The sequence below is a fragment of the Pseudomonadota bacterium genome (assembly GCA_018823135.1).
Lineage (GTDB): Bacteria > Desulfobacterota > Desulfobulbia > Desulfobulbales > CALZHT01 > JAHJJF01.
In genome coordinates, this window is sequence record JAHJJF010000094.1 from 1 (window position 1) to 16,842 (window position 16,842).

The window sequence follows — 16,842 nt, forward strand, 5'->3', positions numbered from 1 at the left end:
AGAATAAGGCTGTCAATTGTTTTTTTCTGGATATTGATTGTGCCGGAGCCGCTTATGGAGTCGCGGTCTTTGTTGAGACTGAAGGACTCAAGATTGATCATGCCGGATGACGCCCGGGCCTGAAGATCAAGATTTCCCAGAGCAATCTGTTTATAGGCGAGGTTTTGGCCTTTTGCAGTAAGAGAGCCGGTGAAGTCTGTCAGCAGGCCATTGATCGTCATCCGGCCTTCAGCCGATCCGTAAATGTCGGTTATGGCAAAGGGAGAAAGGAAGGCATGCAGGTCAGAGATCCGCACCGCAAGAGAAGTATTAATCCGGATTGTGGAGGGTTCAATAGGGGTATGCGACAGGTTAATAACCGAATGCTGGACGATTACTGACCCGGTATCTGCAAGGATATTTCCCTCGGAGATATCAACAATACCCTGGTCGACATTACCAGAAAGGGCAATTGAATAAACATCGGAGGTTTTCAACGGGGCGGGAGGGGTGTAATCTACTGATTTCAGTAAAGCGGGGAGATCTTTGACTGAAACACTGAAACTGCCTTTGCTCTGTTGGGTCAGCGCCACCATGTCGGTATTCAGCAGAGCAGGGTAGGGAATCGCCGCATTTTCAACAGACAGGTCATTGTTGCCGACAAACAGGTTCATTCTTCCAAGCTGGATCAGGTCATCTGTTTTTGTCGCGACAAGGGAGAAGCGGTCAACGAAAAGATCTTGGAATCGGCCGTTATGGAGATTCATTGTCAGTTCCGTGCCGAATTCATCAGGTTTTGCAATATCAAGGCTCAAAGAGCCGGAAATATCAAGAACACCTTCAACTTGTTTTAAGGAGGGGCTGATTCCGAGGGCGGCGATATTGTCCAGTTGGAGTTTCTGGCCATCAAACTGGAGATGCAGCAGGTTTTTTTCAATGGAGCCGGTCATCGCCAGTGGGCCGTTTAAAAAATCCGAGGTTAATGTAAAGGAGATGTTGTCTTGGCCAACACCGGTAAGGTCGATTGTTGCTGTCTGAATAATGGATTTTTCTGCAAGAAAAAGATCGGAGACGAGGATGGACTCTCTGGAAAGAGCAAGCTGCCCTCGCAGTGAATCCATACTGAAACCGGTGTCTTTTTTGTTGGAACTGATTTGGTTAATTGACAGGGAAACATTTCTGCTTTTGTCAGTGGGGCCAGATTCAAGGGCCAGATTTATGCCATTGATAGCAATAATTTGCTGGTTGTGAACAAGGGAAACAGTACTGTCATGAACGGCTATTTGCGGGATAAGGGTTGGATACCAGTCATAAGTTGAGGGCTGTCTGGCTTGATTTTCTGCTGCGTTGTCTGCGGTTATGGCATCAAGATTAAGACTGCCCTCTGCCTGCCTGATATCAATGTCCAGCCCACTGATAAATGGTTTCAATCCATGTATAAGGCCTTTGAGGTCGTAACGGAAAGATATCTGCTTGATTCTGATGGCCGATTGCGGGGCGGAATTGTCTGTTTTGATTGCCTCTATTTCTGAAAAGGTGAGATCGGAGAAATAATTACCCGTGGTTTTTTTTATTGTTAATGCGATACCTGCGGAAGAAGCGGTTTGTATAAGGAATTTTTCGAGCTGCGGCGCAATAACTACCCCCCTGAAAAGATAGACCGTGGCGAGGAGAACAAAGGCGCCAGAAGCTGCAGCCAGAAAAATTTTCAGATAACGGTTCATGGGTGTATTGGTTTTCTAATGGGTATCGGTTCAGAAAAAGGAATTGTACTACGCAGACTATTGCGCCAGAATTAATGGAGAAAATTATTTCAAGTTCTTTATAGTCAATTAAAGCTGATATGTACGGTTTATCTGTGTCAGTTTGTAAAGTGTCGACAAAAAACAGTGAAAAGTCAAGGGTCATGGGGGTAAGTCAATCGTTGCGAAACGAGAAAAGGATATTTCCGATAACGGTTTTTGTCTCTCGTGAAAATGAAGTGGCGTTTCAAAAAAATCGCCACCTGTTGATTTTTATCCACAAGCTGAATTTACTGTATCTTCTGATCTCTTAGGGTCAACCATGGAGGAGCCGGGCAGTTGAGGGCATCGGCGATGACGCGGAAGATTTCGGCCTCGCGCACCGTAACCTGATCGTCATAGACAATACATTCCAGGCAGGCGTCCAGGACCTTGCGCTTGATGTCCATGCCGGCGCTTTCCAGTTTCCTGAGTGAGGCATCAAAATATTTAAGCGAACAGAACTTGGTGGGCAGAAAGCTGATGTATTTCATTTCTTTTTCAAAGACCCGCGCAGCCCGCATCAGAGATTTCCTTGCTGTTTCTTCATCGGTACGATCAAGCCGCGCCAGCAGTGAAAGCACACAGGAAATATCATCCCGCAGCCTGGACAGAGAGGTAATGGGGACGATATTTTCCCGGGGTTTGCCGAAATGGGCATCAAGGTGCTTGATCAATACATGCTGCAGGGAATATTCAAACAAGTCGATTTTCTGGTCTGCATCCATCAAATGCTTTATGACCTTGCGAAAGGAGGCATACTGATTTTTCGAAAGATTCTTGAGCGCCGGCATGGAAAGGTCGACAAGGGGCAGCCGGTGTTCGGGCAGCAGGCCGTCGATTTTTGCCAGTAGCCGCTGCAACTCCGCATATACCTTGGGATCTGCATGTTGCTCCAGGGCGACAAACTGCTTCTGCCTGACCGTCGCCTTGTCATCCAGGAGCAGACCATAGATAATCGCCCTGGAGCCAAACCCGTTGCGGACTCCACGGCGTATTGAACCGGGCAGGCTTTCTATCAGTTCCCGGGCCATGCGCATGTGCTCGGCTGAAGGACTGAGCAGGACCTCCCGCATATCCTGGCTGCCAACCATGGAATCGATAAAGATATGTCGGTTTATTGTCGCGGCGTCGGCCTCGGAAGAGGAAACCCCTTTGTGAGCAGGCGCGCCCCTTCCACCCGCAGAAGCATACATCATGGCCTCTTCCTCTGTAGCATCGATATATTTTACTTCCTGTGGAAAATTTCCCCTGAATTCCGGATCAAGACGGCGAATCCGTTCCAGCAGCGGCGGATGGGTGCTGAAGGCGCTGAGCCAGCTCTTCGACAATCCGTTACCGAAATACATGTGGCTGATCTCCGAGGCATGGGGATTCCTGATAAGCGAACCTTCCTGCAGCCCGCCAATTTTTTTGAGCGCCCCGGCAAGGCCTGAAGGATTTCTGGTAAACTGCACGGCAGAAGCATCGGCCAGAAACTCCCGTTGTCGAGATAGAGCACTCTTGATGAGCTTGGCAACAAATACCCCGGTATACCCGCAGCACAGCATGATAAGACCGATTACCGCAAAATAGACGCCGCCGCTGTGACTGGCCTTGGAACGAATGGAAGAATCATCATAAAAAAGAGAGCTCTTGAGCATGAATTCGCCCAGGAGCCCCAGGACAAGAATTCCGTGCAGAATACCCTGAAGGCGGACATTGATCAGCATATCTCCATATAAGATATGCGAAAACTCATGGGCGACAACCCCCTGAAGTTCTTCCCGGGTGAGATATTTGAGCGCACCCCTGGTGACGCCGAGTACCGCATCTTCCTGGGAAAAGCCAGCGGCAAAGGCATTTATCCCATGTTCCCTTTCCATGACATACACCGATGGCACCGTAACCCCGGAGGCTAATGCCATCTCCTCGACAATGTTCAGGATGCGTCTTTCATGAAATTCGTTGGAAGCAGGATAAATGATGCGACCGCCCAGCATTTCGGCAATCATGCTGCCGCCGCCTGATTGCAGGCGCAGATACTTGTAAACCGTGCCGCTGAGGATGAGCAGGGAAACCACCCCGGCGATCTGGGCCATGACCAGCGGATCCCACTGGCTCGGGGTCAGATTGAATGGTGTGGCGGCAGAATTCAGCCGCTGGATACTGAAAGAAAGGAGTACATAGCAGACGATAGTCACCATGGCCACGATAAGACCCACAGCCAGGAGGAAATACACCATGAGCTGCCAGGTTTTCCTCTGCGCTAGACGCTGCCGTTCAAAAAAATCTCTCATAACCGATCAACCGTTAAAATGAGACCTTGGGTGCCTGGCGTTCCTTTTCGTCTTCCAGTTCGAGAAACTGTGCCGGCATAAAACCGAACATCGCGGCGAACATTACTGCCGGGAACAGTTCCCTGGCGGTGTTGTAGACCATTATCGCATCGTTGAAAGCCTGCCTGGCAAAAGAAATGCGATTCTCGGTGTGGCTCATCTCTTCACTGAGCTGCATCATGTTTTCATTGGCCTTCAAGTCGGGATAGGATTCCACCAGGGCAAAGAGACGGCCCAAGGTGCCGGCAAGGGTGCCTTCGGCAGCCATCAGGCCTTGAATGGCAGACGCATCAGCGGGATTGCCCGCCGCCTGCTTAACCGCGCTTGCCGCCTGGTTGCGCGCCGCAATCACCGCTTCCAGTGTTTCACGTTCGTGTTTCATGTAGCCCTTGGCAATCTCCACCATATTAGGTATGAGATCGTAGCGCCGTTTGAGCTGCACATCGATCTGTGCAAAGGCGTTTTTAAAGCGGTTGCGAAGAGTAACCAGCCGGTTGTAGATAACGACAATCAAAAAGATCACCGCAACAATGCTGCCGAGAAGCACAAGACCTGTTACTATTGAAGCGCTCATTCCCCCTCCTTACGTTACGTTTGTGATTATTATGATGCGATAATTTTCGGCATCGTAATAATCATGATGCGGACGCGTATTCCGTCTCTAACATAGCACCCGGCTTTTTGCGAGGCCATTAACAATTGCTATTATACTCATTCCAGCAAGCTGTTCATAGGGTTGATTTATAAACGTTTCCGGATGTTTTGACGAGCGATGCTATTGTCTTTATTCTTGCAGACTATTCCATGAAGTTGGCGATATCCGCCGGGAAGTGATTATTTAATTAGCATGGATTTATATCCCTTTCTCGCATTCATCTTTGGTTGATGAAAAGGACAAGGGAGTTATCAGACCAAAGGCGAAGTTATCGTTTATCTGCCACGGGGAGTGTTAATTATTGACTACTATCGATTTTTTTTGGCTTTGGGTGGTTCTTACTGCTTCAAAAGAAAGGGTGGTAAGGAATTCCAATGATATAAGGATTGAGCGGCAAGAAAAGAAGTGAACTGTGCAGAGAGGTTTTTGGAATTTGGTTTTTTCGTAGGTATTTGTTGGAGCTAACCATGAAACTACACAAAAAAAGGCCGCTCAAGTTGAGCGGCCTTTTTTTATCCACGAAGAATCAAATCTCAGCGACTGTGACTATTCTTTGCCATCATCTTTAGTATGACAGGTGCCGCATTTTTTCAGACCGGGCTTATTCTGAGCGGTACTTTCAGCGGTGTGACAGTCTTTGCAGTTTTTATGTGCGGCTTTTTTGAAATCATTGAGCTTGGCATTGGCCATTTTGTCATTGTGACAGGTAACACATGTTTGTATTGCCATGCCGTCGGTGTATGCGGTTTGTTTTCCATCAGCATCTTGACCATGATGGCAATCAGCACATTTGATTTTGTCCTGATGGGCTTTATGGGGGAAAGTCGCTGGTTTTTTACCTTTGTCGGTGGTCAGTTCCATCTCAGCCGGTCCGGCGTCAACTGCAAAGGAAACACCAAGTCCGAAGCTGAAAAGAAAGGCCAGGGCTGCTACACAAATCAGGGTTTTTTTCGTCATTTTTTTCTCCTTTTAAATTATTTTAGTGACTGAATGACTGTTCATTTTTAGAATCTGCAATGTATACTTGGCATCATAGTGTTGTCAAGAAGGAAAAGCGCATTATATTATTTTTTTCTCGGACCAAAGGGCTGTTAACTGCCGTAGCTATGAAGTCCTGAAAGCAGGTAGTTAACACCGTAATAGGTGAAAACCACTGAAATAAATCCTAATATGGCAAGCCATGCAATGCGTTTTCCGCCCCAGCCTTTAACAAATCGTGCATGGAGCGCCAGGGCATAAATAAACCAGGTAATAAGTGACCAGGTTTCCTTGGGGTCCCAACTCCAGTAAGTCCCCCAGGCGGAATTTGCCCAGATGGCGCCGGTGATGATTCCGGCACTGAGCCAGATAAAGCCGAACACCATGGTTTTATGGGTGATATCGTCAATGATTCTCGGTTCCGGCAGGGTATTAATCAGGCTGTTTTTATTGGACGTGTCACTGCCCTCGCGGATCAGATACATGATCCCAAGTCCGCAGGCCACCGCAAAGGCCGCATAGCCGACAAAGCAGGTGATTACGTGGGCGATGAGCCAGTTGCTTTGTAAGGCTGGAACCAGTGGTCGGATTGCGTCGCTAGTGAGTGAAGCAAGCGCCATGCTCAAAAAAGCGAAAGGCACGGCAAAGGCTCCGATCAGGCGGTTTTTAAACTTCAGTTCAAGCCATAAATAGAAGATGGCAATACACCAGGAAAAGAACACCAGTGATTCATACATATTAGATAAAGGGGCGTGGCCTGCCTCAGGGCCGTATCCCGGCAGGTTGTAGGATTCATACCACCTCAGGCCGATTGCGGTTGTCTGTATAAGAAAAGCGGCGACGGTGACCGATGTTGCGGCCAACCCCAGTTTTTTTGCACGAAAAACAAAGATGGCGATATAGAGCATTGAGGCCAATAAATATGCTAATGTCGTAATTCCAAAGAGCTGGGAACTGTTCATGATTATTCCTTGCTTGAAGTTGTGTTTTCTTTCTTATCCAGGGCTTCGACAATTGTTGTAAAGTCGTTTTCAAAGCCGATCTTGTTCTTATTGCTGAGACCTCCGAGGATCACGAGAGTCTTACTGTCTTCCTTTGTAATATACGCCCAAATTCTGCGATGTGAAAGAAAGAAAGCAACATAGAGTCCGAAGATCATCAGCATGCAGCCGATGTAAACGGGCCAGACTCCAGGATCCCTCGCAACCTGCAATCCTGTTGCATAATGTTCTTTAGTGGTAAAGAGGTAATCTGTGTCCGAACGGGTTATAACCGCATCAGTTTCATTCTCAACCCAGAATATCGAAGGTTCGCCTTTATTGTCGGTAAACCAGATTTTAAAACGATAGGCACCAAGAGCATCAGGACCACTCAGGTTGATAATTCCGAAATTGATATTGGTGCCCGGCCAGCTGACTTGTTGGCCTGGATTGACTATGAAGGACCTGCCTGTATTGGTGGTGTTATTTTTAAGTTTTACCAGGAACCGGCGCTGGCTGTCATAGCTTGATTGATAAAAGGTAAAACCTTTATAATCCAGCGGGTCGTTTACTACAATTGATTTGGAGAGGACTTCTTTGCCGTTATCTATTACTGTCAGATCAGAGCGGTACTCACTGGGAGAGCCGTCCTTGTATCGTGAAAGTCTGAAGTTGTCGCATCGTACTTCAAAGCCCAGAGGGATCGGTCTGTTGGTGCCGAATTCGTATATTTTATTAACAGAGGTAGTTTCCGGTATATAGACACTGCCTTTATAGCCGAAAAAAGAGCCGATAACCGCACCGATGAAGATGATCAGGATGCTGATGTGGACAATATAGGGTCCAAGTCTGGTCCATGCACCTTTCTGGGAAAACAGGATTTTGCCGCCGTCTTCAAGAGTAGCCTGCTCGGTTTTCCAGCCGTGGCCGGACATGGCCTCCTGGACGTTGAGGAGAGCGATCTCTTCTGGGCGGACTGTTTCGATTGTATGTCTCTGGGCCATTTTGGCAATGCGCTGCCGGTCGGTGTTCAGGTTGTCGGTGGTGATCAGGCGGATAACATTGGGGAGTCGATCAATGGTGCAGACAATCAAATTGATGCTGAAAAGAAGCAATAATCCGGTAAACCACCACGAACTGTACATGTCCGTGAAGTCGAGAATTTTAAACATCCGCGTGAGACTGTCGCCGTATTGCCGGATGTAATCGATTTCCGGCTGGTTTTGGGGAATCAGAGTGCCGATGATGCTTGCCAGTGCAAGGCTGATCAGGACAAAAAGAGTGAGTTTAACAGAGGCCAGGGAATCCCAGATTTTTTTAATATTCATTTGGTATGAGAAATTTTATTTGTTGGCTGAAGGATTGATAATAAAATCTTGTTTATATGGAAGAGATAAAGTTCGATCTTTTAATCATGAATGAGTCTATCCGTCAATAAAAAACGGGTTTTAAGGCAGTATCAGCGTCTGCTGGTTTGTGCTGAAACCGGCGTAACTCGGAACCGTTCAGGGTTCATTTCTGAATTGACATGACAGGATGGAATTTGTTCCCCGAAAATCGTAAATGATCAAACGTATCGTCTTGTCGGGTTAAATTGTTAATAAAAACGTATTTTACAGCGGCGATTTGATAAAGAAGCAGGATAAGAAAAATTCCCGTCATGGATTCAGGAAAAAGCTTGCAGTCCTCGGAAAGACGATGTATAAACTTTCTTCTTTATATTCGGTGGTTAGCAAAAATCATAAAAGACAACATCGGACACGATCAATTTACGACGTGGTGTGAAGCATCGCATATATATGTTGCGATGCGGTTAATGATATCAAGGAGTTACGTCATGGCTAAAGTATGTCAAATGTGTGGCAAAGGACCGTCCACAGGAAATAATGTCAGTCACGCACACAATAAAACCCGCAGACGCTGGTTGCCCAATCTGCAACGAGTGCGGATGGCTACGGAAGGTGGAAACAGAAAGCAGATGCGCGTGTGCACAAGGTGCATCCGTTCCGGCGCTGTTGTAAAAGCGGCCTGACCTGGATATTGCATGGATAATCTGAACGAGAGATTATCATGTTTACTATATTGACCTTACGACATGTGCTCGTGAAATAACCAGGACAAGGTTTTTCTCATTTTCTATTGCTGTCTCTTCGCTTTTATCACCCCATCCAATTGTTGAATATGCTGTAATAATTTCGTCAGATGACCCAGGTCCGAGACCTCCAGGACGAAATTAAACGTTGCCAGGTTTGAACTGGAGGTGCGAGCCTCCAGATTCAGGACATTGGCGTTGTCCGCGCTGATTGCCTGGCTGAGATCGGCAAGCAACCCTTTCTTGTCCTGGGCGATAACCATGATTTTTGCCCGGTGCGCGGCATTGGGCGAGGTTGCCCAGTTTACATTGATTTGCCGATCGGGATCCGAGGCCAGGATGTTCGGACAATTGGTTTTGTGTACTGATATACCGCGTCCTGCGGTTATGAACCCCATGATTTCATCACCAGGCACCGGCATGCAGCACTGGCTGATGTTGGTCAATACCCCTTCAGCCCCATCTATTTTTATCGCATCTTTTGGTTCCGGTTTATAAACGCTTTTCTTGCGAAGGGTTTCTTCGAGTTTTTCTTCTTTATTTATTTCTTTGGGTTGGAGTTGGCTGATTATTGTCTGGGTGGATATTTTCCCGGATCCGACTTTGCTTAAGAGATCATCAAGGGAGTTGCACGCCAGGCTTTTGAGTATTTCCCTGAAGTGTCCGGTCTTGATAATCTTTTTGAAGCTGATATCATTTTTTCTGAGTTCGCGATCACAGATTTCCCTGCCGATTTCAAGATGCTTCTGGTGGTTTTCCTGTTTGAGCCAGTGACGTATGTGGTTTTTGGCGCGGCTGGTCTTGACCAGCGAGAGCCAGCCGCGGTTGGGTTTTTGACCTGGGGAGGTGAGGATTTCCACCAGGTCGCCGTTTTGCAGCTGGTATTTCAAGGGGACCATGCGGCTGTTCACCTTGGCGCCGGCACAGTGATTACCGACCTCCGTATGGATGCTGTAAGCAAAATCCAGCGGCGTGCTGCCCTGGGGAAATTCTTTGACTTCGCCGTTCGGGGTCAGGGCATAGACTTCAATCTCATGGAGTTCTCCCTTGACTGCATCAAGGAATTCTTTCGGATCCTGTAATTCCTGCAGGTTATGAATGAGTTGCTTGAGCCATTGGAAGAGCTTGGCGTCTTTGGACGAGATGGCTTTTCCTTCCTTGTATGCCCAATGCGCGGCAATGCCTTCCTTGGCAATTTCGTCCATTTCCTCGGTACGGATCTGGATTTCCATGAATTCACCATGGGGACCGACAACCGATGTATGCAGCGACTGATACATGTTGCTCTTCGGGGTGCTGATGAAATCCTTGAACCGGCCACTGACCGGACGCCATTGTGAGTGCACGACGCCTAAAGCCTCATAGCATTCTTTTACAGTATTAAGGATTATCCTGAAGGCAATCTTGTCATAGATTTTTTCCAGGGGGATTTTCTGGGCGATAATTTTTTTATAGATACTGAAGAGATGCTTGGGCCTGCCGAGGATCCTGCAGTTGCTCAGGCCATATTCCCTGAGTTTTGCATACAGAATTTCTTTTACTTCTTCGACATATATCTGGCGGCCCTTGGTGGATGTTTCCATTCTTCCGGAAAGATCGGCGTATTCTTCCGGATACAGGTAGGCAAAGGCCAGATCTTCAAGTTCCCTCTTCATCCAGTCAATACCCAGACGACTGGCTAAAGGAGCATAGAGATCCATGGTCTCCTGAGGGATGAATTTTTGCCGATCTTCAGTGAAGACCAGGGTCTGCATGTCGTGGAGCCGGTCGGCCAGTTTTACCAGAAGGACTCGAATGTCAGAAGACATCGCAAGCAGCATTTTTCTGACGTTTTCAGCCTGATAAGCAAGTTTGCTGTTGAATTTGACGTCGGTTATGCGGGTGGCGCCACTCACAAGACTTGCAACGTCCTTGCCGAATTTTGCGGCAAGCTCCTTTTCCGTTGCCGGGTTTTTTTCTTCCTTGAGGACGCCGTGCAGGATTCCGGCCAGGACTGTATGGATGTCAAGACGCATGGAGGCAAGAATGTCGGCAACAGCAAGGGGATGCGTAATATACGGTTCACCTGAGTCTCGGAACCGGCCCTCGTGGATCTTTGCTGCAAAATCATATGCCTCGGCAAATTTCGAAAGGTTTTCCTCCGGAAGATAGCCTTGGACTTTCTCTATAACTGTATTGATTGTCAGATCGGACATAATGGCTGTCTTGAATTAATGGAGCTTCCGGTTTATTTGCATGCAGCAAGTTCTTCTTGAATCTTGCTGATGATCATTGCCGCACTGGCTTCATGAGGCACCATCATGGTTTCGCCAGAGGCCCGTTTTCTGATTTCGATGGTGCCATCGGTTGAAAAGTTTTTTCCAACCGTGATTCTAAAGGGGATGCCGGTAAGGTCGGCATCCTTGAATTTAATTCCGGGCCTTTCATCTCGATCATCGATAAGCACTTCGATGCCGCTAGCCGTAAGCGTTGAATAGAGGGACTCCGCCGCTTCGGTGATTTGGAGATCTTTTGGGGAAAGGTTGAGGATTATTGCCTGCATGGGAGCAATGGGCAAGGGGAAGATGATTCCGTCCTTGTCGTGGTTCTGCTCGATTGCCGCGGCAACTGTCCTGCTGACTCCGATGCCGTAACATCCCATGATAAATGTTTGTTCTGTACCGTTGGTGTCGAGGAAAGTTGCCTGCATTGATTTGCTGTAGCTGGTGCCGAGCTTGAATATATGTCCTACTTCAATGCCCTTGGTGAGTTCGATGCCGCCGCCGCAGAGCGGACATTTGTCATCTTCGTTCACCATGCGCAGATCAACAATTTCAGGAAGTGCGAAATCCCGGCCGTGGTTTGCATTGATACAATGATGATTCTTTTCGTTGGCACCGATTGCGAAATTATACATATCAGCAACCGCGGGGTCGGCGACCACCGGAATAGTGAGACCCATGGGGCCAAGGTAGCCGTTGGGGGTGCCGGTTGCATCGAATATGGTCTTGTCATCGGCAAGCTCGACATCGATTGCCTTGAGGTGGTTCTGGAGTTTTACGGTCTGTACTTCATGATCACCGCGCAAGAGCACTGCCACAGGTTTCCCGTCAGCAAGATACACCAGGGTTTTTATGAGATTCCTGGGGGAGATATTCAGGAATTCGGTGACTGCGGCAACCTTTTTCTTGCCCGGTGTTTCAATTTTTTCAAGAGCCAGCAGCTCGGGCTTTTCGGTTTTCGGCTCCGGCATGGCCCGGGCCTTTTCCATATTGGCTGCATAGGAACATGCTTTGCAGATCACCAGGGTATCTTCACCGGTATCGGCAAGTACCATGAATTCATGGGAAAAGCTGCCGCCGATGGTTCCGGTGTCCGCTTCCACGGCCCGGAACGACAGGCCGCAGCGCCGGAAAATATTATGATACGCCTCATGCATTTTTTTGTAGGTCGCTTCTGCGCCATTCTCATCGGCGTCAAAACTGTAGCCGTCCTTCATGATGAATTCCCTGCCGCGCATCAGTCCGAAGCGCGGGCGGATTTCATCCCTGAATTTGGTTTGAATCTGGTAGAGATTCAGGGGCAGGTTCCGGTAAGAGTGGACATTCTTTCTCACCAGGTCGGTGATAACCTCCTCATGCGTCGGCCCAAGGCAGCTTTCCCGGTTATGCCGATCAGTAAAACGCAGCAATTCCGGACCGTATTTCTGCCAGCGGCCGGTTTCCATCCAGAGGTCAGCGGGCTGGACCATGGGAAGCAGAAGTTCCTGGGCGCCGGCGCGATTCATTTCTTCACGGACTATCTGTTCCACCTTCCTGATCGCCTTAAGGCCTAAGGGCAGGTAGGAGTAAATCCCGGAAGTGAGCTTGCGGATAAATCCCGCCCGCATCATCAGTCGGTGGCTGACAACGTCGGCTTCTGCAGGGTTTTCCTTGAGGGTCGGGAGGAGTATCTGGGTATAACGCATTTTTTGTTTCCTTCTTTTTTAGTAAATTGTGACAAGTGAATAGTAAACAGTGAGGGGAAGCTTATTGTTTTTACTCGTCACTATTTACTTGTCACTATTTACGGACTTTTCCATTTTATTCAGCTCAGCAAGAAAAACTTCGAGTAATTGTTTTTCCGGCACTTTTTTGAATAATTTGCCTTTTTTGAAAATAATCCCCACGCCGTCGCCGCCCGCCAGGCCGATATCCGCCTCTTTTGCTTCGCCCGGGCCGTTGACCACGCATCCCATGACCGCAACTTTCAAGGTGGAGGTCATGTTCTGCACGTGTTTTTCGATTTGTTCAGCAAGCCCGAAAAGATTGATCTGGCACCTGCCGCAGGTGGGGCAGGAGATGAGTTCCGGGCCGCGTTCTCGTATGTGCAGAGAGCGCAGAAGTTCATAGGCAACGCGGATTTCTTCCACCGGGTCTCGGGTCAGCGATATCCTGAAGGTGTCGCCGATACCCTCTGAAAGCAGGATTCCCAGAGCCACACTAGATTTTACGGTGCCGGCGATGAGCCCGCCTGCTTCGGTGACTCCGAGATGCAGGGGATAATCACAGCGTTGCGAAAGTTTCCGGTATGCAAGGACGGTGTTCATCGCATCAGAGGACTTAATGGATATTTTGATATCTTCAAAATCGAGTTTTTCAAGGAGGGCGATATTCCGCAAGGCGCTTTCAACTAAGGCCTCGGGAGTTGGGCTGCCGTATTTTTTGAGGATATCTTTTTCAACCGAGCCTGAGTTTACGCCTACCCGGATCGGGATTTTATGGGTTTTTGCTGCAGCGACGACGTTGGCAAGCTTTTTGGCGCCACCGATATTTCCAGGATTGATGCGTATCCCTTGGGCGCCGTTTTCCATGGCGGCGATGGCCAGGCGGCTGTCAAAGTGGATATCGGCAATAAGCGGGATATGGATATTTTCTCTGATCGATTTAATCGCTTTTGCTGCTTCAAGATCAAGTACTGCGACACGAATAATCTCGCATCCTGCCTGTTCGAGCCGATGGGTCTGCTCACAGGTGGATTCAACATCACGGGTGTCGGTGTTGGTCATTGACTGAACCGCAATGGGCGCGTTGCCGCCGATGGGAACGTTCCCGACCCATATCTGTCTGGTTTTTATTCTTTCAATCATTGTTTGTCAGGCTCGCAGATAATCGACAGTATCGAGGCTTCGAGGTAAGTGAGTTCTGCGAGACTCCGAAAGCTCTCGGCGGACGCCTATTCCGCCTTTAATTTATTGAAATTATTGGAGGAGATAAGTTAGTATCGGATTTTTCACGATACTAACTTACTTCGAACCGGGTTCTTTTTATAGAGGCGGAATTATACTCTTTCACCCATGATCTTGCATCCTTCTTTTTCTCCTGTGAAATCATGTTGTCAGTCGTCACGACTATTGTTATGCTGGTGAACATGAAAACACTCGTCTGTCTTTTGGGGCTCGTATTGATAGTTGAAGGCCTGCCTTATGTGGCATTTCCTGAGGCTATGCAGAATTGGCTTCAGCAACTGACCCGGATGAAACCGGGGAGATTACGGATCATGGGGTTGATTGCCATGGCTATCGGGCTATTTCTTTGTTATGTGACGCAGAGGACAGGTTTTTTCAGTTGAGTCGCATTGCTTTAAATCTTCGACCATCCCGGCCCCAGATACCTGCGGATTAAATTAAGAGGTTCCCTCCTGAACATTCGAGAGATTCCCCAATACAATTTTTCTTTTGATATTCATAAATAATTCCTTTTTGACGATAGAAATCAATGAATCCTTTGTTTGACATTGAACAATATAATTATGACCTGCCTGAAGCGCTGATTGCCCAGAAACCTGCCGGTCGCCGGGATGAATCCCGTCTTCTTGTTCTGGATGGAGTCGATGGCGGCATGGAAGACCGCAATTTCAGCGCATTGCCTGATTTGATAGGGTCTGGCGATCTCCTTGTTGTCAATAACACCAAAGTTTTTCCGGCAAGGTTGCTGGGCAGAAAAGAAACCGGCGGCAAGGTGGAACTCCTGATTCTCGACTATCCCCGGTTTGATGCCGAAGCAGGTGACAGCAAGGGGCAAGTACATGTGACCGGGCTTGTAAAAAGCTCTAAAAGACCCAAGAAAGGGAGCCGATTGCTTTTCGGTTCTGGTTTGGAGGGCATAGTCGATACATTGCATGAAGACGGCAAGGTGACGGTGGAGCTTCATTTCCAAGGGGATTTTGAAGAGGCGATTGCCGAATACGGTCAAATGCCGCTTCCTCCCTATATCAATCGTGATCAGGGTGAAGCGCCTTTTGACCGGGAGCGCTATCAGACGGTTTTTGCCAGGCAGACCGGAGCCGTTGCCGCACCAACTGCCGGGCTTCATTTTACCGAGGAGTTGTTAAGTAAGGTAACAAGAAAGGGTGCTGCCGTTGCCAATATCACCTTGCATGTGGGATACGGGACATTTGCCCCGGTCCGGGTGAATGATATCAGGAATCATACAATACACTCGGAATATATTGAGATTTCACCAGAAACTGCGGATCAGGTAAATGAAGTTAAAATGGCTGGCGGCAAGGTCTGGGCGGTTGGCACAACCACGGTTCGCGCCCTTGAGTCTGCTGCAACCGCACAAGGAATGCTGAATGCCTTTCAGGGATTATGTAATCTGTATATATACCCGGGATATCAATTTCGGATTGTGGATAATCTGGTCACCAATTTCCATCTGCCGCGCTCGTCATTGCTGTTCATGGTGAGTGCTCTTGCAGGAAGGAACTTTGTGATGCAGGCTTATAGTCATGCGGTGGGGAAAAAATATCGTTTTTACAGCTACGGCGATGCCATGGCAATTATCATGAAGAAGTGAAATCAGCCTTCCTGGTAATCAGTGCATTTTGTGCAGACCGGCTTTGCGTTGTTTTCCAGCGTATCAACCTGACTCAACAATTCCGTCACCTCGTTATTGTTATTCAGCAGATCGTTTAACTGCTGGAGAGCTTGCTCATCTTTGTGGGTGCATGTGTCAAAAAACCTGCTGCATGTAAGCGGCGAATTCATTGTGCAACCTCTCTGGGTTTTCCTTTTCTGTTTGGTATTATTGGGTGTTTATGTTTGTCGATTGTGTGGCCAGGCATAAAAATTATACACCACTGGAGACCTCGAATGCAAGCAGGCTCTGTGTGGATAATTTAAGGAATCCCTTGCCATGCAAACCTGTTGATACCGGTTTGCTTCAGAAAGATAAAAAAACTATAACCTGCATTTCGTCAGAATATGTATGCATGTCACAATGTGGTATCTGCTTTTTTTTGGGTGATTTTTTGTGGTTGCCTTTCAGTTTTTTTTGTCTTATACAACGTCACTTTTTTTAATTGAAAGCTGAAATAATAGATCCCAGGGATACGACGACATGAAAGAAAATGACATCCAGAATAAAGCTCTGGACGGGTTGATAAATGAACTGCAGGTTTTTGTCGAATTGTCTTTCCAGGGAGATGAAAGTTCCTTAAGAGAATGGATTTCTGAAACCATAAACAAAATAGATGGAAGGTGCTGGGTCAAAAAGGGGTGTTTTGAGGTCAATTGCCCAGCGTATAAAAATGAATGCGGCCGTTGCTGGTTGATCGCCGGCACGATGTGCGGCGGTGCAGTACAAGGTAAATTTGCTGATAAATACGGTTTTTGCACTGAATGTGAGATCTATCAGGATAATATTGACGGAGATCGAATCAAAAGGTTGCGGGAGCTGATTATTGCATTAATTCATAGTTTGCGTTTGCGCCAAATTGAGCTGACTGAGGTTGTCTCCGAACTGAAAGTTTTACGTGGTATTTTACCGATCTGTTCTTTTTGTAAAAAAATCCGTGATGATCAGGGGTATTGGGAGAAAGTTGATAAATATATAAGCGCCCATTCAGATGTTTTGTTCAGCCATGGCGTCTGCCCGGAATGTTTGCAGAAAGAATATCCTGAGTTTTACAGAAATAAAATCGAAAAATAATCATTTTTAGTTACTAATTATTTTCTATGTCGTTTTTTTCTGTGTATGAAAAATTGTGCTTAGGAGAATGCGGCTGAACAAGATTTAAAAGAATCGGCTGAGTAAAT

The 16,842-nt window shown here is 47.5% G+C and carries 14 protein-coding genes; 4 read left to right on the forward strand and 10 right to left on the reverse strand.

Translation table 11 applies throughout. The features are described 5' to 3' along the window. From KKE17_10215 to KKE17_10240, 6 genes are all read right to left on the reverse strand, one after another. The coding region (locus tag KKE17_10215; protein ID MBU1710365.1) for a hypothetical protein at window positions 1–1,703 on the reverse strand (1,703 nt) is incomplete at its 3' end. A 308-nt stretch (window positions 1,704–2,011) separates the two neighbouring features. Continuing rightward, window positions 2,012–4,039, reverse strand: coding sequence for a M48 family metallopeptidase (locus tag KKE17_10220; protein MBU1710366.1), 2,028 nt, complete (start codon window positions 4,037–4,039; stop codon window positions 2,012–2,014). A 13-nt stretch (window positions 4,040–4,052) separates the two neighbouring features. After that, window positions 4,053–4,652 (reverse strand): LemA family protein, encoded by a 600-nt coding sequence (locus KKE17_10225; protein MBU1710367.1) that lies wholly within the window; start codon window positions 4,650–4,652, stop codon window positions 4,053–4,055. A 627-nt stretch (window positions 4,653–5,279) separates the two neighbouring features. Continuing rightward, window positions 5,280–5,690 carry a cytochrome c family protein gene (locus tag KKE17_10230; protein MBU1710368.1) on the reverse strand — a complete coding sequence of 137 codons (411 nt, stop codon included), beginning with the start codon at window positions 5,688–5,690 and terminating at the stop codon, window positions 5,280–5,282. Window positions 5,691–5,824: 134 nt separating this feature from the next. Beyond that, the gene (gene ccsB / locus KKE17_10235; protein ID MBU1710369.1) at window positions 5,825–6,673 is read right to left on the reverse strand and encodes a c-type cytochrome biogenesis protein CcsB; all 849 of its coding nucleotides are present in this window, start codon (window positions 6,671–6,673) and stop codon (window positions 5,825–5,827) included. Between the two features lie 2 nt (window positions 6,674–6,675). Then, window positions 6,676–8,019, reverse strand: coding sequence for a cytochrome c biogenesis protein ResB (locus KKE17_10240; protein MBU1710370.1), 1,344 nt, complete (start codon window positions 8,017–8,019; stop codon window positions 6,676–6,678). A gap of 509 nt (window positions 8,020–8,528) precedes the next feature. On the opposite strand from KKE17_10240, the gene rpmB reads away from it, so the two are divergent. After that, window positions 8,529–8,723, forward strand: coding sequence for a 50S ribosomal protein L28 (gene rpmB, locus KKE17_10245; GenBank protein MBU1710371.1), 195 nt, complete (start codon window positions 8,529–8,531; stop codon window positions 8,721–8,723). A 104-nt stretch (window positions 8,724–8,827) separates the two neighbouring features. On the opposite strand, the gene KKE17_10250 is transcribed toward rpmB, so the two are convergent. The 3 genes from KKE17_10250 to ispG all read right to left on the reverse strand — a co-directional run bounded on the left by KKE17_10250 (window position 8,828) and on the right by ispG (window position 13,890). Continuing rightward, window positions 8,828–10,978, reverse strand: a complete 2,151-nt coding sequence (locus tag KKE17_10250) for a bifunctional (p)ppGpp synthetase/guanosine-3',5'-bis(diphosphate) 3'-pyrophosphohydrolase (GenBank protein MBU1710372.1) — start codon at window positions 10,976–10,978, stop codon at window positions 8,828–8,830. A gap of 32 nt (window positions 10,979–11,010) precedes the next feature. Further along, the gene (locus KKE17_10255) at window positions 11,011–12,729 is read right to left on the reverse strand and encodes a proline--tRNA ligase (protein ID MBU1710373.1); all 1,719 of its coding nucleotides are present in this window, start codon (window positions 12,727–12,729) and stop codon (window positions 11,011–11,013) included. 84 nt (window positions 12,730–12,813) lie between these two features. Then, window positions 12,814–13,890: a flavodoxin-dependent (E)-4-hydroxy-3-methylbut-2-enyl-diphosphate synthase gene (gene ispG, locus KKE17_10260; GenBank protein MBU1710374.1), complete on the reverse strand. Its 1,077-nt coding sequence runs from the start codon at window positions 13,888–13,890 to the stop codon at window positions 12,814–12,816. A 281-nt stretch (window positions 13,891–14,171) separates the two neighbouring features. Here ispG and KKE17_10265 point away from each other — a divergent pair, with 281 nt between their 5' ends. Together KKE17_10265 and queA are read left to right on the forward strand one after the other, a co-directional pair. Continuing rightward, on the forward strand, window positions 14,172–14,372 hold the full coding sequence (locus KKE17_10265) for a DUF2065 domain-containing protein (GenBank protein ID MBU1710375.1): 201 nt from the start codon (window positions 14,172–14,174) through the stop codon (window positions 14,370–14,372). Window positions 14,373–14,518: 146 nt separating this feature from the next. After that, window positions 14,519–15,601, forward strand: a complete 1,083-nt coding sequence (queA, locus tag KKE17_10270; GenBank protein ID MBU1710376.1) for a tRNA preQ1(34) S-adenosylmethionine ribosyltransferase-isomerase QueA — start codon at window positions 14,519–14,521, stop codon at window positions 15,599–15,601. 2 nt (window positions 15,602–15,603) lie between these two features. Here queA and KKE17_10275 read toward each other — a convergent pair whose 3' ends face one another. Continuing rightward, the gene (locus KKE17_10275; GenBank protein ID MBU1710377.1) at window positions 15,604–15,792 is read right to left on the reverse strand and encodes a hypothetical protein; all 189 of its coding nucleotides are present in this window, start codon (window positions 15,790–15,792) and stop codon (window positions 15,604–15,606) included. A 352-nt stretch (window positions 15,793–16,144) separates the two neighbouring features. Between KKE17_10275 and KKE17_10280 the strand changes: the two genes are divergently transcribed. Then, entirely contained in the window at window positions 16,145–16,735 is a 591-nt protein-coding gene (locus KKE17_10280; protein ID MBU1710378.1) for a hypothetical protein, read from the forward strand. The last annotated feature ends 107 nt before the right edge of the window (window positions 16,736–16,842 follow it).